Below are 19903 nucleotides of genomic sequence, written 5' to 3'. Positions count from 1 at the left end.
CGCAGCCTAGGGCATCGCGCCCTCCAGGAGGGAGAGCACTCGTTGAAAGGGCACGTCCGACAGCTGGCCGAACAGCGGGTGCCGGGTGAGCCGGGCGCGGATGGCGCTCGGTGAGCTGATGCCACAGAGGAACCTCGCCAGTTGGCGCGGGGCCGCGAGGGCTTCAGGGTGCTCGGCGCGCAAGCGCGCCACCCGCGCGAGCGTCTGGGCCTCCAGTGAATCGATCGCCGGGAGGGGAGGCAGGGCCCCGGTGCGCTCGCCCGCGCACCCGTCGCAGTGGCCGCAGTCCGCCCCCAGTTCCTCGCCGAAGTACGTCAGCAGGAAGCGGGTGCGGCAGCCCTCGTGGCGGGCGAAGTCCAGCACCTGCCGCAGCCGCTGCACGTCCCGGCGCTCGCGCTGCTCGAAGCGCTCCCGCATCGTGCGGGTGAGTGCCTGGACGTCGAAGTCCGTGCGCTTCAACCGGTAGCCCTGGCGCACCCCCGACACCTGGAGCTTCAAGACCTCCCGCTCCTCCAGGTAGTTGAGGGCGGCGACGATGCGCTGGCGCGGCTCTCCCGTCTTCTGGACGACGGTGTCGAGCTCCAGCACCGACCAGGTCCGCTTGCGCTCGGCGAGGGCGAACACGCTCCGCAGGAAGGCGGCGCGCGCGGCGTCGAAGCCGGCGATGGCCTCGTCCAGGGGCTCGAGGGGCTGGAACTTGTACTCGTTGTAGAAGGGGCCGGTGGACTCGAGCAGCCCGTCCAGCTCCAGGTACGTCAGCATCGTCTCGATGACCAACGGACGGACGTCGTGGGTGTGGGAGAGCTCGTGGACGGAGACGTCGAACGTCTCGCCCCGGGAGAGCACGTGCCCGAGCACGCCCGTCACGGCCTCGGGGGTGGGGGTGTCTCCAAAGGTGAAGTTCTCCAGCACCGTCACGTCCGCCATGGCCGCGAGCAGCTCGCAGTCCGAGGGCTGTCCATCCCGCCCCGCGCGGCCAATCTCCTGCGCGTAGTTCTCCAGGCTCTTGGGCAGGTTGCAGTGGTAGACGGCCCGGATGTCGCTCTTGTCGATGCCCATGCCGAAGGCGATCGTCGCGACCACCACCGCGTCCGGGGAGTTCATGAACCGGTCCTGCACCTGGTGCCGCGTCTCGGGCTCCATGCCGGCGTGGTACGCCAGCGCGTCGTAGCCGTGGCCTCGGAGGTACTGGGCCAGCTCCTCCGCCGTGCGCTGGAGCGTGACGTAGACGATCGTCGCTCCGCGCGGGCGGGACCCCAGACGCGCGAGCAGCACCTCCCAGCGTGCGTCTCCGCCCGCGGTGGGTGTGACGTGCAACGTGAGGTTGGGACGGTGGAAGCCCGTCTGGATGATGTCCCCGGAGGAGATGTCGAACGCGGCGGCGATGTCCCGGGCCACCGAGGGCGTGGCCGTCGCGGTGAGCGCCAGCACCCGCTCCACCCGCAGGGACCTGGCGAGCGGGGCGAGCTTCATGTAGTCGGGCCGGAAGTTGTGGCCCCATTCGCTGATGCAGTGGGCCTCGTCCACCGCGAGCATCGACAGGCGCAGGCCGCGCAGGGTCTGGAGGAAGCGCTCGTTGCCCAGGCGCTCGGGCGCGACGTAGAGCAGCTTGAGCGCGCCCGAGCGCAGGTCCGCGTGGAGCTGGCGGATCTCCTCCGCTCCGAGCGTCGAGTCGAGCCGGGCGGCGCGGATGCCCTTGCCGGTGAGGAAGTCGATCTGATCCTTCATCAACGCGATGAGTGGAGAGACGACCAGGGTGAGCCCGTCCAGCATCAGGGCGGGGAGCTGGTAGCAGAGGCTCTTGCCGGCGCCGGTGGGGAAGATGGCCAGGACGGAGCGTGCGTCCAACAGCCGCGAGACGACCGCCTCCTGCCCTCCTCGGAAGCCAGGGAAGCCGAAGACGGAGCGCAGCACGTCGGTGGGGGCGGGCATCGTGCCCGAGGCTATGACAGAAGGTCCTCGGGCGGGGGAGTGATAGGCTGGGCGCCCCGGGGACGTGGCGCGCTGGGCGTTCCCCCCGGTCCGAGGAGGTCCGGCATGTCGTCGTCAGGCACGCGAGGAATCGCGGCGCGGTGGAGCAGGGGGTTGTGCGTCGTCATGGGGGGCTTGCTGGGCGCGGTGGCGTGGGGGGGCGAGTCCTCCCAGGCCCCCGAGAACGCGCGGGCGCCCACCCGGGAGCGCATCGAGGCGCGGTGCAACCAGGGCGAGATGAAGGCCTGCAGCTTCCTCGGCATCCTCCTTCAAGGTGGCAATGGCGTTGCTCCGGACAAGCGTCGCTCCACCGAGTTGTTCGACAAGGCGTGCCAGGGGGGACTGGCCTCGGGCTGCTACAACGCCGGCGTGAGCTACGACCAGGGGCTCGGAGTCCCCGAGGACGCGAAGCGCGCCGCCGAGCTGTATGACAAGGCGTGCCGGGAGGGCGAGGCCAAGGGCTGCAGCGGCCTCGGAGTCCTCCTCAAGCAGGGCCGGGGCGTGCCCAAGGACGAGAAGCGCGCGGTCTCGCTCTTCAAGAAGGGGTGCGATGGAGGCCTGGCCCTGGGGTGCAACCACCTCGGGGTGAGCTACAAGGAGGGCCGGGGCGTACCCAAGGACGACAAGCGCGCCGCCGCGCTGTTCGACAAGGCCTGCACGGGCGACATGGCGCTGGCCTGCTACAACCTCGGTGGGTTCTACGCACAGGGCCGGGGCGTGGCCCAGGACGGCCAGCGCGCCGCCGAGCTGTACGACAAGGCCTGTGCGCTCGGAGACGCCCCGGGCTGTTTCCGGATCGGCGAGCTCCACCAGGAGGGCCGGGGCGTGGCCCGGAATCTGACGCGCGCCGCCGCGATGTACGACAAGGCCTGCTCGGGCGGAGATGCCTCGGGGTGTTACAACCTCGCGCTCCTCCATGCGAAGGGCCTGGGCGTGGCCAGGGACGACGCGCGCGCCGCCGAGCTGGCGGGGAAGGCGTGTGACGGGGGACTGGCCGTGGGGTGCATGGCCCTCGCGGGAATCCACGCGCACGGCCAGGGCGTGCCCAAGGACGAGAAGCGCGCCGCCGAGCTGTACCAGAAGGCCTGCGCGGGCGGCGTGGCCCAGGCCTGTCAGGTGCTCGGCAAGCGCTGAGCGCGGGCGCCCGCCGCGAAAAAGGGGTGCGCGGGCCCGGAAATGGCGTAGAAAACCCACCCTGTGCGCACCTACAGCCCCCGAGTTGGCCGGATGCTCGTCGGCCTCCTGACCGCCGCCCTGTTGGCCGCCCCCCTGGCCTGCCGCAAGCCCGCCAAGCCCTCCGAGGCCTACTACGAGGCCCAGACCCGCTTCGGCAAGCTGTTCGCCGCCAAGGGCGATGAGGCCTTCGTGGACCCCGAGCTGGCGTCCATCGAGACCCTGCTGACCCAGGTGCCCGAGGACAGCCTGGACGCCGCGTCGGCCCGGGAGCTGCGCACGCGCATCGAGGAGGGCAAGCAGCGCGCCCGCTCCCAGCAGCGCGCCCGGGAGGACGCCCTCGCCAGCGCTCGCAAGTCCGGACAGATGCCCCTGGGCTTCACGGAGCCCTCGGGAGGTCCCTCGCGTCCGGCGCCCCCGCCGGCCCAGGAGGCGGATGCCGGGACGGACGCGGGCACGGGTGGGGGGACGCCAGGAATTGGCACCTCGGTGGCGGAGCTGTCGAGCGGCTTCTCCGGCTGCTTCAAGCAGGGAGAGTCCCTGCAGGTGCAGGGCCGGGGCATCCGGGAGAGCTGGGAATTGGCGGACCGCGCGGCGTGTCGCCAACAGTACGCCTCGCTCCAGGATCAATTGATGATCGTCGAAAACGGCAAGGTTCTTGGCCTGGCGCCCAGGAGTGCGCTCCAGGCCGTTTCCGCGGATGGTGGCACGCGCCCCGCGGGAGATGCAGGACGCTGACGCTCACGGCACCGCGAGCGTTCCACCCTTCACCCCCGAAGTCCCCGACTCATGAACGAACAGAACTTCATGAAGCTCATGCAGATCCTCCCCAAGTCCGCTCTGTCCACGGCGGTGGGGATGGCCACGCGCCTGCCCGTGCCCGCGCCGTTGCACCGGGCGGCGATCAAGACGTTCGCGAAGCTCTACAACGTGGACGCCGCCGAGGCCGAGCACGCCCTGGAGCACTACCCCACGTTCGCGGAGTTCTTCACCCGGGGGCTCAAGGTGGGCGCGCGCCCCATTGATCCGGGCGAGAAGGTGGTCGTGTCCCCCGTGGATGGCGCCGTGTCCCAGGTGGGCTACTCCGAGCACGGCCGGGTCCTGCAGGCCAAGGACATCCACTACACGGTGGGGGAGCTGCTCGGGGACGAGGCGGCCGCGAAGCCCTTCCACGGCGGCGCCTGGACGACCATCTACCTGTCGCCGCGGGACTACCACCGCATCCACGCGCCGCTCGGCGGCACCGTCACCGGCTACGCCTACATCCCGGGCGAGTTCTGGCCCGTGAACCCCGCGTCCGTGAAGAACAAGAAGTCGCTCTTCTGCGTGAACGAGCGGCTCATCACGTACCTGGACACCGTGGCGGGCAAGTGCGCCGTGGTGAAGGTGGGCGCCACGTGCGTGTCGCGTATCAAGGCCGCCTACGAGGACGTCATCACCCACCAGGGCCAGCCCGGCAAGGTGCACCGCTATGGCACGGCCCTTCCCGTGGAGAAGGGCGGGGAGCTGGGCCGCTTCGAGATGGGCTCCACCGTCATCCTGCTCTTCGAGCCGGGCCGGGTGAAGTGGGACGCGAGCCTGCAGCCCGAGGCCGTCGTGCGCCTGGGCCGCCGCATCGGGGAGATTCCGTGAGCCAGAAGATCGCCGGCCCCAAGGGGATGAACGACATCCTCCCGGGCGAGGTGGAGGTGTGGCAGCACGTGGAGCGCACCGCCCGGGAGCTCTTCTCGCGCTTTGGCTACGGAGAGGTGCGCACGCCCACCGTCGAGGACACCGCGCTCTTCGTGCGCAGCGTGGGCGAGGAGACGGACATCGTCGGCAAGGAGATGTACACCTTCGAGGACAAGGGCGGCCGCAGTCTGTCCCTGCGCCCCGAGGGCACCGCTCCCGCCGCGCGCGCCTACATCGAGCACTCGGTGGTGAACCAGGAGCCGCTCACGCGCTGGTTCTACATGGGCCCCATGTTCCGCTACGAGCGCATGAAGACGGGCCGCTACCGGCAGTTCCACCAGATCGGCGCCGAGGCGTACGGCTCGAAGGAGCCCGCCCAGGACGTGGAGATCATGGATCTGGTGGTGCAACTGCTGCAGACGCTGGGCCTCAAGGACGTGTCGCTCAACATCAACTCGCTCGGGGACGAGACGTGCCGCCCCGCCTACCAGGAGAAGCTGGTGGGCCACCTGCGCGCGCACGTGGACGAGCTGTGCGCGGACTGCAAGGTGCGCCTGGAGCGCAACCCCCTGCGGGTGCTCGACTGCAAGGTGGAGCGCTGCCAGCAGATCGCCCTCGCCGCGCCGAGCATCCTCGAGTCCCTGTGCGAGCCGTGCCGCGAGCACTTCGCGAGCGTGCAGCGCAAGATGGGCGCGCTGGGCATCAAGTTCGAGATCAACCACCGCATCATGCGGGGGCTCGACTACTACACGCGCACCACCTTCGAGTTCATCGCCGCGCACCCGGTGCTGGGCACGGCGAGCACGGTGGGCGGCGGCGGACGCTACGACAAGCTGGTCAAGAGCCTGGGCGGGCCGGATGTGCCCGCGGTGGGCGTCGGCCTGGGATTGGATCGGCTGTGCCTCCTGCTGCGCGAGAGCGGCCAGCGCTTTGGCCAGCCCGCCCAGCTCTTCATCGCCGTGGCGGACGAGGGCTCGGCGGACGAGGCGTTGGCGCTCGCGAGCCGGTTGCGCCGCGAGGGCCTGCGGGTGGAGTTGGACACGCGCGGCGGCAGCCTCAAGAGCCAGATGAAGCGCGCGGACAAGGTGGGCGCCACCTACACGCTGGTGCTTGGCGAGCTGGAGCGCACGAGCGGCCAGGCCCAGCTCAAGCCCATGGCCGGGGGCGAGCCCGTGCCCGTGAAGCTCGCGGAGCTGGCCCAGACGCTCCACGCCGCGAAGCCCGCGGCCTGAGTGGATCCAAGGGCTCGGCACGTCCCATGAGCACACCGGAGCGGCCGAGCCTCACCGTCATCACCGGGCCCACCGCGTCGGGCAAGTCCGCGCTCGCCGTGGAGCTCGCCCGGCGGCACGGCGGGGAGATCGTCGGCGCGGACTCGCAGCAGGTGTACCGGCACTTCGACATCGGCACCGCGAAGCCCTCGGAGGCGGAGCGAGCCGCCGTGCCGCACCACCTGGTGTCCGTGGTGGAGCCCCTGGCGCCGTTCTCCGCCGCCGAGTACCAGCGCCGGGCGGACGCGGCCATCGCGGACATCCACGCGCGGGGCGGGCGGGTGTTCGTGGTGGGGGGCACGGGCATGTACCTGCGCATCCTCCTGCACGGGCTGGTGGAGGCGCCGGGCGCGAGTCCGGAGCTGCGCGCGGAGCTGGAAGCGCTCGCCGCCGCCGAGGGCCGCGAGGGGGTGCACCGCCGGCTCGCCGAGGTGGATCCGGAGACCGCCGCGAAGCTGCCTCCCCAGGACTTGATGCGGGTGATCCGCGCGCTGGAGATCCACGCGCAGACGGGCAAGCCGGCCTCGGAGTTCCGCCGGGAGCACGCCTTCGCGCCGAGCCGCTATCCCTTCCGGATGTATGTGCTCTCGCCGCCGCGCGACGCGCTCTACCGGGCCATCGACGCGCGCACCGAGGCGCTGTTCGCGCGCGGGCTGGTGGACGAGGTGCGCTCGCTGCTCGGCCGGGGCTACGCCGAGGCGGCGCCCATGCGCAGCGTGGGCTACGTGCAGGCCAAGGCGGTGGTGGACGGGACGCTCTCGGAGCGCGAGGCCATCGCGCAGACGGCCCAGGAGACGCGCCGCTATGCCAAGCGGCAGCTCACGTGGTTTCGCAAGGAGCCGGGCGCGCGCTTCGTGGAGCCGCCCTACGAGGCGGTGCTGGAGGCCGAGGCTCAGGAGGCGTAGCGGCCCGACTCCTCGGAGAGCGCTTCCTGGCTCTTCGTGGCGGAAGCGGGCGGGGTGGCGGGCACCATGCCGAGCAACTGGCGCAGGAGCCGTTCGGGATTCACGGGCTTGGGCAGGAAGGCCTCGGCCCCGGCCTCGAGCGCGCGCTGGCGCACATGGGGCCGGTTGAGTCCGCTCATCACCACCACGCGGGTGTCCCGGGTGAGCGGATGCTGCTTGAGGCCCTCGCACAGCCGCAGGCCGTCCACCCAGTGCAGCACCACGTCCAGGAGGATGGCGGTGGGCGGCCGGCGGGCCACCGCGCAGAAGAGGGCGAGCTCGTCCGCGAAGGCCACCACGCGCGCGCCGGTGGCCTCCAAGAGTTGCGTCATCGCCTCGCGCTGATCCGGATCGTCATCCACGATGTAGTAGAGGTCCGGCTCCATCGAGGGAATCGTCGTGGGCAGGGGCTCCACGGTGGTGCGGACCCAGGAGGCCATCGTCTCGCGCACCCCGGCCCAGCGCGCGGTGGACAGCAGGGAGAGGGGCGTGGGGGCGGAGAGGCCGAGCACGCCCCCTCCACCCATGCCACCCGAGCTTCCCCGCGAGCGCGCCGTGAGGAAGGCCTGGGGCGCCCGGCGGCCCGCCCGGCGCAGCCAGGGAATGGAGCGCGCGCCCGCGGCCGCGTCCTCGAGCATTTCGGCCAGGCCGTCGCGCACGTAGCGGCGCTCCAGGGCGCTCTCCTCCAGGCCCGCGTCGAGCAGGGCCACGGCCGCGCGGCTGCATGAGGCGAGCGTTTCCGTCAGGCCGAGCTGCAGGGGATGGCCGAGCGCCACCGCGCCCACCGCGAGCTGTCCGGGCGCGACGAGCGAGCGGCCGGGCCCGTAGGGCAGCCGCGTGGTCTCCAGGGCCGCCAGCTCGAAGCCTTCCTCCACGAGGCCGTCGCGGGCCGCCATCATCAGGGCCTGGCACAGATCGGCCGGTGTCACCGCGGGGCCAAAGGCGAGCGCGTACACCGAGTGGGCGCCTGGCAGCAGCCACAGGCCATCCACGGTGGGCAGGGGCGAGAGCCACAGCCGGGCGAGAGGCGCCGCCCGGGGCGAGGCCTGTCGCAGCCGCGCCTGGACGGCGGCCACGGTGGGAGCGGGTTGGAAGCCCGGGAAGAAGGAGTCGCCCAGGGAGGGCCCGGCGCCCGTGGCGAGCGCCACCGCGTGGAAACGCTCGCCGCTGCCCTGGGCGCGCACCACGAGGGGGCCGTTCTTGCGCACCGCGGCGGGCGCGTCCGGCGCCGAGGGCTGGTTCTCCACCCGCTCCACGCGCCGTTGAATGAAGCGCGCGCCCTGGGCCGTGGCCGCGCCCGCGAGCACCTCGCGCACCAGCGCCACGCCGCCCTGGCCCTGGGGCCAGCCATCCACCACCCACAGGCCTCCGGGCGCCGAGGGCAGCACCTCGCGCTGACCGTGGGAGAGAATCTCCACCCCACGCAGCTCGTGGGCCCGCCACTCCAGCGGAATGCGGCAGCCGAGCGCGGCCAGGCGCGAGCGGCACTCGGGTGTGAGCACGGCGGGTGGGGCGATGCCACTGGGATCCCCACTGTCGTACACGCGCACGTCGACGGCGCAACCCCGGGCCCGGGCGTTGAAGAGCAGGGAGGCGGCCATTCCCACCCCGGCGATTCCACCCCCGATGATGGCCACCCGTGAGCCGCTCGACAGTCTGCCGCCGTTCATCCTCGCCCTCGCTCCGCCGCCATCCATCGGGACCTCTTGGGGGTATGAGACCTTCTTGAAGCTAGTGCCGCTGGGCCGCTCTGGGAGCCGCGAGCTCCGCCGAGCGGTGCACCACCACACGGTCGCGCCCCTCTCGCTTGGCCTCGTAGAGCGCCTCGTCCGCGGCTCTCAACAATTCGTCGGTGCTCTCGCGCGGATAGGATGCCGAGTGGTCGGCGATTCCCACGCTCACGCTCAGCCCGAAGGGGGCGGGGCGGCCGTCCGCGCGGGTGATCTTCACGCCCCTCAGGCCCGCGCGGATGCGCTCGGCGAGGATGGCCGCCTCGGCCGCCGTCTGGTGGGGCAGGAGGGCGACGAACTCATCGCCCCCGAAGCGCGCCGCGAAGTCCACCTCGCGCAGGTTGGTGCGCAGCAGGTTGGCGAGCGCCAGGATGGCGCGGTTGCCCACGTCATGGCCCATGCCATCGTTGATGGCCTTGAGGTGGTCCAGATCGATGACCACCACGGACAGGGGGTAGTCATAGCGGTTGGAGCGCTTGAACTCCTCTTCCAGGCGCGCGGACAGGGCGCGGAAGTTGGCCAGGCCCGTGAGCGCGTCCGTCTGGGCCATCTGCTGCAGGCGCTGCTGCTGCTCGCTCTGGCGCAGCGCCCGATCGATGCGCGCCACGAGCTCGCGGGAGCTGGCCGGCTTGTGCACGAAGTCCACCGCGCCCATTTCCAGACACTTCTCCAGGGTGGCCTCGTCCGAGTCGCCCGTGAGGAAGATGACGGGCACGGACTCCGTGGCCCGGTCGTGCTGCAGGGCCTCGAGCACCGCCAGCCCGTCCTCCTGGTCCAGGAAGCGATCCAGGAGGACCAGGTCCGGGTGCCGCTCACGGGCGAGCTCCACGCCGGAGCGCCCGCTGTTGGCGCCCACGACATCGAACCGGGGGGCGAGCAGCTCCAACAGGCTCTCTCGCGTGCCCGCGTCATCATCCACGACCAGGATCAGGGCCTTCTCGCCATGTCGGTCGTGCCGTTGCATCATCCGCTCCGCTCCCTGAACCGGGCCGCTCATGTCCGTTCGGAAGTCCCGGGTGTCACGCCCGGAGGAACCCGCCTCCCGCCCATCCGTCGCCGCCATCGCTGGCGTGCACCCCATGTCCTCCGTCACCCAAGACCCCCGGCCGCTTCGTCTCCGGGCCCACGCTCCCAGGACGACGCCGTCCCCAGAAGCAAGGGACGTGCCCCTTGACCCATCCCAAAAGGGAGACGTGATTCCAGGGGCTTGCGATCAGAACGACGGCGGACGGGCGCCCGGCTAGGCAAGAGTTGCAGTGTTCTCGGGAATGGAGACCGGTAGGAATTCCCGGAAGGGAGGGGTCAGCGTCGGGGGTTGAACTGAACCCGCCGGCCGCCGCCGCCCATCATCTGGGGGGGAGGCGTCTCCAGGCCGAACTGCCACCACAGGGGCTCGTAGGGCTTCATCTTGAGCCGCTTGTCGTTCTGGATCGCGGCCAGGCTGCTCTTGAGCTTCTCATCGGAGGGGTTGGCCTCGGTGCCCCGGCCGAGCACCTTGAGCGCCTCGTCCTTCTCCTTGTTCTGCAGGAGACACCAGGCGTACACGGCCCAGACGATGGACTCCTTCTTGCCGGCCGTCACCGCGGCCTCGAAGGCCTTCTTCATGGCGGCGAAGTCCTTCTTCTGGAAGTGCAGGGCGCCTTCCATGGCCTTGGCCATGTAGTTGCGCCCGCTCGCCAGGGCGAAGTGCCGCTGGGCGCCGTCCAGGTCCTTGGACATGTACTTCAACATTCCAATCTGGGCGTGCACCTCGGGCCCCACGAGGAATTGCCGCTTCTCGTAGACGAGTCCGCCCTCCAACATCTTGATGGCCCGCTCGATGCGCGCCTGGGCGTCCTTCTGGCTGGTGGGCTGGCCCTGGAGCTCCTTCTGGACGGCGAGCATGAGCTTTTGCAGCTCCTTGCCCACGCGCTGAGCGAGCAGGAAGTAGGTGGCCACGAGGGCGATGGTGCCAGGGATGATGCCCGCCCAGAGGGGGCCGAGGCCGGTCAGCTTGACACCCAGGGTAATGGCGAGTCCCACACCCAAGGCGATGAGGAGGTTGTACATGGCGCCCCGTTTAGCGATCAGCACGGGGGACCGCAATCTTCGGATGCGTCCGGCGCGGCATCGATGTATACGTCTGCTCGTTCCACCCCCAAGGGGCCCTCTGTCGAAATTGGTAGACGAGGCGGACTCAAAATCCGCTGCGGCTGACCCCGCGTCCCGGTTCGAGTCCGGGGAGGGCCATTCCTGGGAGCTGTCACCCGCCGGGTCGGGGGGACCCCCGGGCGTTGATGAGCCGCGAAAATGCCGGGCCGAGGTCCTCGATGAAGGTGCTGCTGGTAGAGGATGATCCCGGTCTGCGCGAGGGCATGGCGGAACTCATCTCCGAGCAGGCCGAGGTTCGGGAGGCGGGCAGCATCGCCCAAGCCCAGCAGGCCTTGCGCGAGGAGCTCTTCTCCCTCGTCATGACGGATCTGCGCATCGGGGATACGAGCGGTGGCGGGCGCATCGTGCTGGAGGCGGCGCGCAAGCGGCTGCAGCCGGTGGCCATCGTCAGTGCTTCCTCCACCGAGGAGGTGGTGAAGCTGCTCAACCCCCACGCGCCGGACGCGGTGCTCAACAAGCCCTTCCAGCTCGAGGAGATGATGGCGCTGGTGGAGCGCTTCGTGAGGTTGCGGCGCGAGGTGGAGCGCCGGGCCGCGGGACGGGTGCCTTCCGAGGAGGTCTGGACGGAGGCGCCATCTCCCGGTGTGCGCCTGGCGGAGGAGCCCGGCGGTGGACTGTGGATGCGGATGGCGCCCGGCGCGACGCATTCGCCCTGCGCCAGGCACCTGCGCGCGGGGATGTTGTTGCTCGAGGGCTCGCTCGAGGTGGACGGCGAGTCGCGCGGGCGGGATCAATACTTCTTTCTATCGGCCGGACCGCGTGAGGTGCGCACCCACGAGGGGTGTCTGGCCGTCTCGCTGGCCCTGAACGCGTAGTCGGGCCGCGCGAGACGTGACGTGAGCGTGAAGACTCTCTGGCCCGATACCTTCCTGGACGAGGAGCGCCTGGGGCGCCCGTCCCGACGCGCCGCGACCGCGGCCCTTCAAGCGCACCTGTCCGTCCTCAAGGGCGAGCCCTTGAAGCTCTCGCTCGCCGAGGCGCTCAAGGACGCCGAGGGCCTGGGGGGACAGGAGCGGCGATTCGCCGCGTTGGCGGTGCGCGAGTTGTCGCGGCACCAGCGGCTGTTGGACCTGGCCTCGCGCACGTTGGGCCAGGCTCCGAGCAAGATTGGTCTCCTGGAGGATCAGGTGCTCGTGCGCTACGTCCTCTGGCGCCGGCTCTTCTGTGGCGCCAACTGGGCGCGCATCGGCCCCGAGGTGAAGCTGCCCGGACCCATCCGGCCGCGCACCATCAAGGATGATCTGCTCGCGCGGATGGTGGAGTCTCCGCTCGCCGAGCCGCCCCTGTCCGAGTCTGGCCCCGAGCGGCTGGCGACGCGCTACTCCTTTCCCAACTGGCTCGTGCAGCGGCTGGCGGAGCTGCACCCGGAGCCCGTGCTGGAGGCGATGCTGGCGGCGCTGGACGAGGAGCCGTCGCTGCACTTCCGGGCACGGCCCACGGGGACGCGGGAGCAGGTGTTGGCGCGGCTGAGCGAGGAGGGCGTGGCCGCGGCCCCGGTGGACGTGGCGCTGGACGCGGTGCGGATCACCGACGCGAGCCATCGCGTCTTCGAGACGCGGGTGATGCGCGAGGGCCGGTTGCAGGTGCAGGACGTGGGCAGCCAGCTCATCGTCGAGGCGTGTCGTCCCCTGGAGGGCACGCTCGAGGGATGCACGGTGGCGGACGTGTGCGCGGGGGCGGGAGGCAAGACCCTCGCGCTGGCGGACGAGGTGGGGCGCGCGGGCCGGGTCCTGGCGGGAGATCGTTCGCGCCGACGTCTCGCCCAGGCGCGCGAGCGGGCCCGGGAATTGTCCTTGCGCCACGTGTCCTTTCCCCAGCCGCTTCCCCTGGAGAGCGCGGACGTGGTGCTGGTGGACGCGCCTTGCAGTGGCACGGGCTCGCTGGCGCGCGAGCCGGATCAGAAATGGAAGCTCAGCGCGAAGGCGGTGGAGGAGTTCCACACCACGCAGCTGGAGCTCCTGGTGGAGCTGGCCCCTCGGGTGAAGCCCGGAGCGCGGGTGGTGTACGCCACGTGCTCGCTCCTGCCCGAGGAGAACGACGCCGTGGTGCGCGACTTCCTCGCGCGGGTGCCTGGCTTCGAGGTGGAGCCCCTGGCACCTGTCTTTGGCGCCGAGCGAGCGGCCGTGCTGTGCGACGGTCCCTTCCTCCGCGCGCTGCCGCCCCGGGTGCCCGGCGGGGGATTCTTCGCCGCCCGGCTGCGCAAGAACCCCTCGGCGGGTTGACAGTCCAGGCGCGTGCACGCTACCCAGCTAGGACGTTCTCTTTCCGCGAGGTTGCGCCCGGTGGCAGCCGACCCCAAGCAGTCCGAGACCCTCCGTCAGATCCAGGCGGCGTTCGAGGCCTCCCAGACCCAGCTGACCCAACTGCGCCAGCAGGTGGAGAAGCACTCCGCGCTCGCCAAGGCGAAGACGCAGAGCGACTTCCTCCAGAAGGAGAAGGAGCGGGTCTTCCGCGAGCTGGGCGAGGCCGTCTTCAAGCAGGCCCAGAAGGGCCGCCTGGAATTGCCGGCCGCGTTCGCTCCGCTGCTCAAGGCCATCGAGCAGGTGCACCACAAGGCCGAGGTCCAGGCGCGGGAGATCACGGATCTGCTCATGGAAGGGGAGGAGACCGCTCAGCGGATGAAGCAGAAAAACGCCGGCCCCCCGAATTCGGGAGTAGCGCCCCGGCCGAAGAAGTTATAGAAGAGCGCCGCTTTCGACGGACGGCAGCCACTGCCCAGGTGGCCACCGAGTTGTGGGGCTATAGCTCAGCTGGGAGAGCGCTTGAATGGCATTCAAGAGGTCATCGGTTCGATCCCGATTAGCTCCACAGATAGAGAAGACGAGGCCCGTCACGAGTACGCGGCGGGCCTCGTCCCTCACCTTCGAAAACACCCGTGTCACAAGGGGCTATAGCTCAGCTGGGAGAGCGCTTGAATGGCATTCAAGAGGTCATCGGTTCGATCCCGATTAGCTCCACAACCCATCAGGCCCGTCAGGTTTCGCACCTGGCGGGCCTTTTGTTTTTCCGGCGCGTGCCGCCGCGGCTGACTCGGAAGAGCGCTCCCGCGCGGGCTCCTCGTGAGGAGCCGCACGCGCGGGAAGGGGAGACGGCGGGGCCGCTCAGGCCTCGCGGATCATCAACATCTGCAGCAGATCGCGCAGCATCTGCTTGAGACCACCGGCCTCGGGCAGCGTCTGCAGGATGCGCGCGGCGGCGTTGGTGGAGCGCTCGATGAGGCGCTCGGTGGCGCCGCGGCCACCATGGGCTTCCACGAGCTCCCGGGCCCGCTGCAGCATCGTCTCGTCCTTGGGGCCGGGGATGCAGAGCGTCTCCATCTCCTGACGCGCCTCGGGCGTGGCCCGGAGGTAGGCGGCCAGCAGCGGGAAGGTGCGCTTGCCCTGGGCGAGATCCGAGTCGGTCGGCTTGCCGACCACCGACGACTGGCCGTAGAGGCCGAGCAGGTCATCGCGCAGCTGGTACGCCGTGCCCACGTAGCGGCCGAAGCGCTCCAGCTTGTTGATGATCTCCGGATCCGAGCCGGCCAGCATCGCCCCGCACACCAACGGCGCGGTGAAGCCGTAGAGCGCCGTCTTCAAATAGGCCACGCGCAGCGCGTGGTAGATGGACAGCTCGGACAGGGGCTGGTGCGGCAGCCGGATGTCCATGTACTGCCCGGCGGCGGTGTAGCGGCACACCTTGAGGAAGTAGCGCGTGGCCACGTCCGCTTCCGGCAGGTTGCAGCCGAGCATCACTTCCAACGAGCGGCCGTAGAGGTGATCTCCGATCACGATCGCCAGGTTCTCACCCAGCCGCCCCTCGCCGAGCATCTTGTGCAGCGCCGCGCCGCCGCGCCGCGTGTCGGCCTGATCCGCGACATCGTCGTGGATGAGCATGAAGGTGTGGAGCAGCTCCGTGGCCGCCGCGAAGCGCCACAGTCCCGAGGGCGCGCGCGTGTCGCCGCGGCCCAGGGCGTAGCCCACGAGCACCAGCGCCGGACGGATGCGCTTGGAGGGCCGCAGGCTGTAGCTGCGCACCTGCTCGAGCACCTTGTTCCAGGCGGGATCCAGGTGCCGCTCGTCCTCGAGCTCCAGGATCTGATGCAGCACCACTTGCGTCTGGTACTGGACCGTCTTCGACCAGGACATGAAGTCCACGGGCGAAGGTGCCTGTTGTTGTTCCGCCGCCGGCAACCCGGCCTGAGTCGACTTCCGCTCTTTCATGACCGAGTAGGGGGCACCCGAGGTTCCGCGCGTCGGCATTGTATCCTGCACTGCGGCGACCAATGTCAGCATGTCGAACCTCCGGGGCAGGACAGCAGGGGGGGTCAGGCGAGCCCCACGGATATTCTCCCCATTTTACTAGCAGAAAAATTTTCCGCGAGCAAACAGCTTCTTTATATCCAGAAATACTGCTGTCGAAGAGCCGGTGGAAGGGCCCAACCCGGAAAACGTGACCTGGGTCACGCAACACCCCTCTGGGTGTTTTGACCGGGAGACGTTTTGCGCCGCCCGACATGAAAAGCGGCCGGTTCTCCGAGGGAAAACCGGCCGCGGGACAGCACCCGAAGTGGGAGGTGTCCCTACGGGGCGTTCTTGAAGATGGCCATGACGTCCTTGAGCAGCTTCACCGACTCGGCATGGGGACGCTGGAAGGCGTTGCGGCCCATGATGGAGCCAAAGCCCCCGCCCGCGGCGATCTGCTTGATCTCCTCGAGCAGATCCTCGGTCTTCTTCGCCTCGCCGCCGGAGAAGATGACGATGCGCTTGCCGTTGAAGGCGGACTTCACGACGTCGCGGATGCGGTCCGCCATCGTCTTGGTGGGAATGCCGTACTGCTCGTAGACCTTCTTGGCCTCGGGCTGCTCCAGGAAGTCACCGGGCGGCTTCACCTTGATGATGTGCGCGCCGAGCTGGGCGCTGATCTGCGCCGCGTAGGAGATGACGTCGATGGCCGTCTCGCCCTGCTTGGACATGTTGCCGCGCGCGTACGCCCACAGGATCGTCGGCAGGCCGTACGACTTGGCCTCTTCGATGATGTCCCGGAGGTCCTCGTACATCTGGTTGCGCGCCCCGGAGCCCGGGTAGATGGTGTAGCCCACCGCCGCGCAGCCCAGGCGCACCGCGTCGCGCACCGACGAGGTCACCGCCGAGATGGGGTACTCCGTCTTGGCGAGCGTGTCCGAGTTGTTGAGCTTGAGCACGAGCGGAATCTCGCCCATGTACTTGCCGGCCACCGCCTCCAGGAAGCCCAGGGGCGCGGCGTAGGCGTTGCAGCCCGAGTCGATGGCGAGCTGGATGTGATAGTCCGGATCATACCCGGCGGCGTTGGGCGCGAAGGAGCGCGCCGGGCCGTGCTCGAAACCCTGGTCCACCGGGAGGATGACCATCTTGCCGGTGCCGGCGAGGGTGCCGGTGTTGAGCAGGCGCGCCAGGTTCGTCAGCGTGCCGGGATTGTCGGACGGGTACCACGAGAGGATCTGCTTGACGCGATCGGTATAGGCCATGGGGCTCCTCGGTGCCGGGGCGAGGACTGCCCCCGGGGCGGAACTTGAACGGCGCGGATTCTGCCCATGCGGTGGCAACGGACCAAGCAGTTCGTGGCATTTCTTTCGTCCACGGTACGCTTCGACGGGGGATGCTCCCGTCGCACGGCATTCCCGGGAGACGTCGAGTGGTGAACCGCAAGGAGACGCAACGAGTCATGGCGGTGGGGTGGGTGCTCTCCGCGACGCTGGCGGGGGCGCAGGTCGTGCCGGTGCCGCCCCCCACGCCGCCTCCCGCGCTCCTGGCTCCGGACGGAGTGCCCTCGGTGGGGGACACGGCGGAGCAATCCGTGCCGGATCAACCCCCCGCCTCGGCATCTGGAGCGGAGAGCCGCGAGCCCCTTACCCTGGAGCGGCTCGTCGAGCGCGCGCGCTCCCAGGACGCGCGGGTGGAGGAGGCCCGCGCGGAGCTGCGCCGCTTCGAGGCCCTGCTGCGCCAGGCGAACTGGGCCTGGTTTCCCAAGTTCGAAACGCGGGTGGGCCTCGGTGGGCCCGTGCCCGAGGCCCGCAATGATGGACTCGGGGGCCCTCCCACCACCGAGGCGTCCCTGGAGGGCGACTTCAAGTTCGGCCGCATGGGTGTGACGGCCTTCGCCGAGTCCACTGCCGTGCTGCCGCTCTACACCTTCGGCAAGCTCCAGGCCCTGAAGGAGGCGGCGAAGCAGGGGCCCGTCATCGGCAAGGCGCTCCAGTCCCGCGCGGAGGACGAGGCCGGATTCCAGGCCGCCCAGGCCTTCTTCGGCTACCAGCTGGCGCGCTCGGGACTGGCGCAGCTCGACGAGACCTCGAAGCGGCTGGAGGACGCGGCGGCGCAACTGCGCGAACTGCTCGACGCGAAGTCCGATCAGGTGTCGCGCATGGACCTGTACAAGGTCGGCTTCTTCCGCAAGCAACTGGAAGCGCGCCGCGCCCAGGCCGAGCAGGGCCAGCGCCTGGCCCTGGCCGCCATCCGCCTGCTCGCGGGCGTGCCCGAGGGCGAGCCCGTGGAGGTGGCCGAGTTCGAGCTGGAGCCCGAGGACGAGGTGACGCCGACCTCCCTGGACGAGGCCTTGTCGATGGCCGAGGAGAAACGCCCCGAGCTGGCGGGGATCGCCGCGGGCGTGATCGCCCGGGAGAAGGAGGTGTTCATCCGAGAGCGCGGCTTCTTCCCGGACCTGGGGCTCGCGGGCTTCCTGACCCTGCGCTACACCTCGAGCGCGACGCGGCAGCGGGATCCCTTCGCCTTCGATCCTTATAATGATCGCGAGGCGGGGGTGGGGCTGGTGGCGCGCTACACCTTCGACTTTCCGGTGAAGCAGGCGCAGTTGGATCAGTCCCGGGCCGAGCTGGACAAGCTCAAGGCGCAGCAGCGCCTGCTCCAGGCCGCCATCCGCCTGGAGGTGACCAAGGTCCACGGCGAGCTGATGATGGCGCTGGAGCGGGCCCGGGCCCTGAGTCAGGCCGAGCGCGAGGCGAGGCGCTGGGCCACGGCCGCCTTCAGCGCGTTCGACCTGGGCACGAGCGGGACCCGGGATCTGATCGAGGCCTTCACGGCGCTCGCCCAGGCGTCGGCCGATCGGGCCCAGAGCTGGCACGACTTCCAGGTGGCTCGGGCGGGGCTCGCCCGGGCCATGGGCACCTCGCCCCGAGGGCCGTGAATAAGTCCACCTCGCGGTGTGTCATGACCCCCCGTCAGTTACCTTCCTTGGACTCCGGAGCTTCCCCGCCATGTTCGTCTCCCTCGTCACCGCCATGCTGCTCACCACCGCGCCCAGTCCCCTGGACGTCGTCAAGACGGGCAGCGCCGATGTCCAGAAGATCGCCTCGGCCAAGGGCGCCACGGTGGAGCAGTTGTCCAAGGCGGTGGAGCGCTTCGTGGACTTCGGGGAACTGTCCCGGCGTGCCCTGGGCGACACCTGGAACAAGTTGACGCCCGCCCAGCGCCAGGACTTCTCCGGCACCATGGAGGGGCTGTTGCGCGCCTCCTACGCCCAACGGGCGCTCGGCCAGGGAAAGGCCCAGGTGCGGTACGGCGAGGAGTCCATCCAGGGAAATGACGCCCGCGTGGCCACCACGGTGAAGATCAACCGGGGCGAGCGCTTCCCCGTGGACTACAAGCTCTACCGGACGGACGACAAGAGCGGCTGGCGCATCTACGACGTCGTCACCGAAGACGTGTCGCTCCTGGAATCCTACCAGGAGGAGTTCCGGAGGGTCCTCGCCACCAAGGGCTTCGACGGACTGTTGGCCACGCTCAAGACCAAGCGGGCCCAGATCGAGAAGAAGATCGTCCCCTGAGCGGGGTGCTCAGAGGGGCTTCTCGTAGACGCGGAACGTCTTGGAGCGCTGGCCGCCCATCGACTCGATGGCGCGGTTGACGAGGTGGTTGTCCTCGAGCGTCCAGGAGATTTCCCCGCCCTCGAAGCCCAGCTCGCGCGCCTTGCGCAGGGTGTCCAGGTAGAGGATGGCGTCCAGGCCCCGGCGCCGGTAGCCCTCCACGGTGCCCAGCAGGACGAGGCGCAAGCGGCGGATGCGGCGCGAGGCGAGCAGCAGCTTCGCGAGCCCGATGGGCAGGCCGAACGTGGTGAGCCGGCCGTTGGCGGCCTTGATGGCCTCGTTCGCGTCCGGAAGGGTGAGCCCGAAGCCCACGGGCTCTCCCTTCACCTCGGCGATGAGCACCAGCTCCGAGCGCACCATCTGCTTCAACTCCTTCGCCAGGTGGTCGAACTCGCCCTCCGTCATCGGCACGAAGCCCCAGTTGTTCTCCCACGCCGAGTTGTACATCGTCTTGATGCGCGTCACCTCCGCGTCGAAGTCCTTGAGGTTCACCGGGCGCACGGTGACCCCCTCGCGCTGGCGGATCTTCTCGGCCACGCGCGCCACCTTCTCCGGCGGCGGGGTGGAGGCGGACAGCTCCCACGCGTACAGATCCTTCGCCTTGGTGAAGCCGTTGGCCTCCAGCAGGGCGGGGTACCAGCGCGGGTTGTACGTCGTCATGATGGACGGCGGCGTGCCGAACCCGTCGATGAGCAGTCCCACCTCGTGGTTGGTGGAGTAGCTCATCGGCCCGAGCACGGACGTGAAGCCCCGGGCACGCAGCCAGTGGGCGGCCGCCTCGAAGAGGGCCTGGGCCACGCCCGCGTCATTCACGCACTCGAAGAGGCCGAAGAAGCCGACGTTCGTCTTCTGGAACTCGTTGTAGCGCGGGTTGTTCACCGCGGCGATCCGCCCCACCACCTGCCCGTCGCGCCGGGCGAGGAAGAACTCCACCTCGCCGAACTCGAAGAAGGGGTTCTTGCGCGGGTCCATGAAGTCCCGGCGCTCCATCTCCAGGGGCGGCACCCAGTGGGGATCTCCCTGGTAGACGGTATAGGCGAAGCGGATGAAGGCCGTGCGCTCCGCCGAGGTGCGCACGGGCGTCACCTCCACGCGGGCGGACAGGGGAGGGGACGGGGACTCGGCGGCGAGCGATTCGGCGGCGACGGCCAT

At 69.9% G+C, this 19903-nt stretch carries 17 protein-coding genes and 3 tRNA genes; 13 read left to right on the top strand and 7 right to left on the bottom strand.

Going from position 1 to position 19903, the window contains the following annotated elements; genetic code table 11:
- Positions 1 to 6: 6 nt before the first annotated feature.
- On the bottom strand, positions 7 to 1932 hold the full coding sequence (locus MEBOL_RS37130) for a RecQ family ATP-dependent DNA helicase (protein ID WP_095981837.1): 1926 nt from the start codon (positions 1930 to 1932) through the stop codon (positions 7 to 9).
- Positions 1933 to 2037: 105 nt separating this feature from the next.
- On the opposite strand from MEBOL_RS37130, the gene MEBOL_RS37125 reads away from it, so the two are divergent.
- The 5 genes from MEBOL_RS37125 to miaA all read left to right on the top strand — a co-directional run bounded on the left by MEBOL_RS37125 (position 2038) and on the right by miaA (position 6991).
- On the top strand, positions 2038 to 3105 hold the full coding sequence (locus MEBOL_RS37125) for an SEL1-like repeat protein (protein ID WP_095981836.1): 1068 nt from the start codon (positions 2038 to 2040) through the stop codon (positions 3103 to 3105).
- 93 nt (positions 3106 to 3198) lie between these two features.
- Positions 3199 to 3882 (top strand): hypothetical protein, encoded by a 684-nt coding sequence (locus MEBOL_RS37120; protein ID WP_095981835.1) that lies wholly within the window; start codon positions 3199 to 3201, stop codon positions 3880 to 3882.
- Positions 3883 to 3933: 51 nt separating this feature from the next.
- On the top strand, positions 3934 to 4776 hold the full coding sequence (asd, locus tag MEBOL_RS37115; RefSeq protein WP_095981834.1) for an archaetidylserine decarboxylase: 843 nt from the start codon (positions 3934 to 3936) through the stop codon (positions 4774 to 4776).
- 26 nt (positions 4777 to 4802) lie between these two features.
- Positions 4803 to 6047 carry a histidine--tRNA ligase gene (gene hisS / locus MEBOL_RS37110; protein ID WP_218920972.1) on the top strand — a complete coding sequence of 415 codons (1245 nt, stop codon included), beginning with the start codon at positions 4803 to 4805 and terminating at the stop codon, positions 6045 to 6047.
- A gap of 26 nt (positions 6048 to 6073) precedes the next feature.
- Positions 6074 to 6991 carry a tRNA (adenosine(37)-N6)-dimethylallyltransferase MiaA gene (gene miaA / locus MEBOL_RS37105; RefSeq protein ID WP_095981832.1) on the top strand — a complete coding sequence of 306 codons (918 nt, stop codon included), beginning with the start codon at positions 6074 to 6076 and terminating at the stop codon, positions 6989 to 6991.
- Here miaA and MEBOL_RS37100 read toward each other — a convergent pair.
- The 3 genes from MEBOL_RS37100 to MEBOL_RS37090 form a co-directional block, all read right to left on the bottom strand.
- Positions 6979 to 8700: a response regulator gene (locus MEBOL_RS37100; RefSeq protein WP_095981831.1), complete on the bottom strand. Its 1722-nt coding sequence runs from the start codon at positions 8698 to 8700 to the stop codon at positions 6979 to 6981. The two genes, miaA and MEBOL_RS37100, sit on opposite strands and share 13 nt — an antisense overlap.
- Before the next feature lie 61 nt (positions 8701 to 8761).
- Positions 8762 to 9724: a GGDEF domain-containing response regulator gene (locus tag MEBOL_RS37095; RefSeq protein ID WP_095983238.1), complete on the bottom strand. Its 963-nt coding sequence runs from the start codon at positions 9722 to 9724 to the stop codon at positions 8762 to 8764.
- Positions 9725 to 10062: 338 nt separating this feature from the next.
- On the bottom strand, positions 10063 to 10809 hold the full coding sequence (locus MEBOL_RS37090) for a tetratricopeptide repeat protein (RefSeq protein WP_095981830.1): 747 nt from the start codon (positions 10807 to 10809) through the stop codon (positions 10063 to 10065).
- 94 nt (positions 10810 to 10903) lie between these two features.
- On the opposite strand from MEBOL_RS37090, the gene MEBOL_RS37085 reads away from it, so the two are divergent.
- The 6 genes from MEBOL_RS37085 (at position 10904) to MEBOL_RS37060 (ending at position 13868) form a co-directional block, all read left to right on the top strand.
- Positions 10904 to 10989: transfer RNA gene (locus tag MEBOL_RS37085), tRNA-Leu, on the top strand.
- 47 nt (positions 10990 to 11036) lie between these two features.
- Positions 11037 to 11726: a response regulator gene (locus tag MEBOL_RS37080; protein ID WP_245919196.1), complete on the top strand. Its 690-nt coding sequence runs from the start codon at positions 11037 to 11039 to the stop codon at positions 11724 to 11726.
- A gap of 27 nt (positions 11727 to 11753) precedes the next feature.
- Positions 11754 to 13133 (top strand): RsmB/NOP family class I SAM-dependent RNA methyltransferase, encoded by a 1380-nt coding sequence (locus MEBOL_RS37075; RefSeq protein ID WP_425437659.1) that lies wholly within the window; start codon positions 11754 to 11756, stop codon positions 13131 to 13133.
- 60 nt (positions 13134 to 13193) lie between these two features.
- Entirely contained in the window at positions 13194 to 13592 is a 399-nt protein-coding gene (locus tag MEBOL_RS37070; RefSeq protein ID WP_095981828.1) for a hypothetical protein, read from the top strand.
- A 54-nt stretch (positions 13593 to 13646) separates the two neighbouring features.
- A tRNA-Ala gene (locus tag MEBOL_RS37065) sits at positions 13647 to 13719 on the top strand.
- A gap of 76 nt (positions 13720 to 13795) precedes the next feature.
- Positions 13796 to 13868 (top strand) — tRNA-Ala (locus tag MEBOL_RS37060).
- A 144-nt stretch (positions 13869 to 14012) separates the two neighbouring features.
- Here MEBOL_RS37060 and MEBOL_RS37055 read toward each other — a convergent pair.
- Together MEBOL_RS37055 and MEBOL_RS37050 are read right to left on the bottom strand one after the other, a co-directional pair.
- The gene (locus tag MEBOL_RS37055; protein ID WP_245919193.1) at positions 14013 to 15113 is read right to left on the bottom strand and encodes a polyprenyl synthetase family protein; all 1101 of its coding nucleotides are present in this window, start codon (positions 15111 to 15113) and stop codon (positions 14013 to 14015) included.
- A gap of 359 nt (positions 15114 to 15472) precedes the next feature.
- Positions 15473 to 16396 (bottom strand): class I fructose-bisphosphate aldolase, encoded by a 924-nt coding sequence (locus MEBOL_RS37050; RefSeq protein ID WP_095981826.1) that lies wholly within the window; start codon positions 16394 to 16396, stop codon positions 15473 to 15475.
- A 167-nt stretch (positions 16397 to 16563) separates the two neighbouring features.
- Here MEBOL_RS37050 and MEBOL_RS37045 point away from each other — a divergent pair, with 167 nt between their 5' ends.
- Together MEBOL_RS37045 and MEBOL_RS37040 are read left to right on the top strand one after the other, a co-directional pair.
- Positions 16564 to 18072 carry a TolC family protein gene (locus MEBOL_RS37045; protein WP_342747705.1) on the top strand — a complete coding sequence of 503 codons (1509 nt, stop codon included), beginning with the start codon at positions 16564 to 16566 and terminating at the stop codon, positions 18070 to 18072.
- 70 nt (positions 18073 to 18142) lie between these two features.
- Positions 18143 to 18712, top strand: coding sequence for an MlaC/ttg2D family ABC transporter substrate-binding protein (locus MEBOL_RS37040; RefSeq protein WP_095981825.1), 570 nt, complete (start codon positions 18143 to 18145; stop codon positions 18710 to 18712).
- Positions 18713 to 18721: 9 nt separating this feature from the next.
- On the opposite strand, the gene MEBOL_RS37035 is transcribed toward MEBOL_RS37040, so the two are convergent.
- Positions 18722 to 19903, bottom strand: coding sequence for a GNAT family N-acetyltransferase (locus MEBOL_RS37035; RefSeq protein WP_095981824.1), 1182 nt, complete (start codon positions 19901 to 19903; stop codon positions 18722 to 18724).

The sequence above is a fragment of the Melittangium boletus DSM 14713 genome, assembly GCF_002305855.1.
GTDB classification, from domain to species: domain Bacteria; phylum Myxococcota; class Myxococcia; order Myxococcales; family Myxococcaceae; genus Cystobacter; species Cystobacter boletus.
The sequence above is the reverse complement of the archived record's forward strand: the minus strand, read 5'-3'. Positions and strand labels throughout refer to the sequence as shown.

What these genes read in the sequence shown, in the direction of transcription:
- MEBOL_RS37130 (WP_095981837.1), bottom strand. Translation starts at nt 1,932, where the DNA reads ATGCCCGCCCCCACCGACGTGCTGCGCTCCGTCTTCGGCTTCCCTGGC.
- MEBOL_RS37125 (WP_095981836.1), top strand. Translation starts at nt 2,038, where the DNA reads ATGTCGTCGTCAGGCACGCGAGGAATCGCGGCGCGGTGGAGCAGGGGG.
- MEBOL_RS37120 (WP_095981835.1), top strand. Translation starts at nt 3,199, where the DNA reads ATGCTCGTCGGCCTCCTGACCGCCGCCCTGTTGGCCGCCCCCCTGGCC.
- asd (WP_095981834.1), top strand. Translation starts at nt 3,934, where the DNA reads ATGAACGAACAGAACTTCATGAAGCTCATGCAGATCCTCCCCAAGTCC.
- hisS (WP_218920972.1), top strand. Translation starts at nt 4,803, where the DNA reads ATGAACGACATCCTCCCGGGCGAGGTGGAGGTGTGGCAGCACGTGGAG.
- miaA (WP_095981832.1), top strand. Translation starts at nt 6,074, where the DNA reads ATGAGCACACCGGAGCGGCCGAGCCTCACCGTCATCACCGGGCCCACC.
- MEBOL_RS37100 (WP_095981831.1), bottom strand. Translation starts at nt 8,700, where the DNA reads ATGAACGGCGGCAGACTGTCGAGCGGCTCACGGGTGGCCATCATCGGG.
- MEBOL_RS37095 (WP_095983238.1), bottom strand. Translation starts at nt 9,724, where the DNA reads ATGCAACGGCACGACCGACATGGCGAGAAGGCCCTGATCCTGGTCGTG.
- MEBOL_RS37090 (WP_095981830.1), bottom strand. Translation starts at nt 10,809, where the DNA reads ATGTACAACCTCCTCATCGCCTTGGGTGTGGGACTCGCCATTACCCTG.
- MEBOL_RS37080 (WP_245919196.1), top strand. Translation starts at nt 11,037, where the DNA reads ATGAGCCGCGAAAATGCCGGGCCGAGGTCCTCGATGAAGGTGCTGCTG.
- MEBOL_RS37055 (WP_245919193.1), bottom strand. Translation starts at nt 15,113, where the DNA reads ATGAAAGAGCGGAAGTCGACTCAGGCCGGGTTGCCGGCGGCGGAACAA.
- MEBOL_RS37050 (WP_095981826.1), bottom strand. Translation starts at nt 16,396, where the DNA reads ATGGCCTATACCGATCGCGTCAAGCAGATCCTCTCGTGGTACCCGTCC.
- MEBOL_RS37040 (WP_095981825.1), top strand. Translation starts at nt 18,143, where the DNA reads ATGTTCGTCTCCCTCGTCACCGCCATGCTGCTCACCACCGCGCCCAGT.
- MEBOL_RS37035 (WP_095981824.1), bottom strand. Translation starts at nt 19,903, where the DNA reads ATGGCCGTCGCCGCCGAATCGCTCGCCGCCGAGTCCCCGTCCCCTCCC.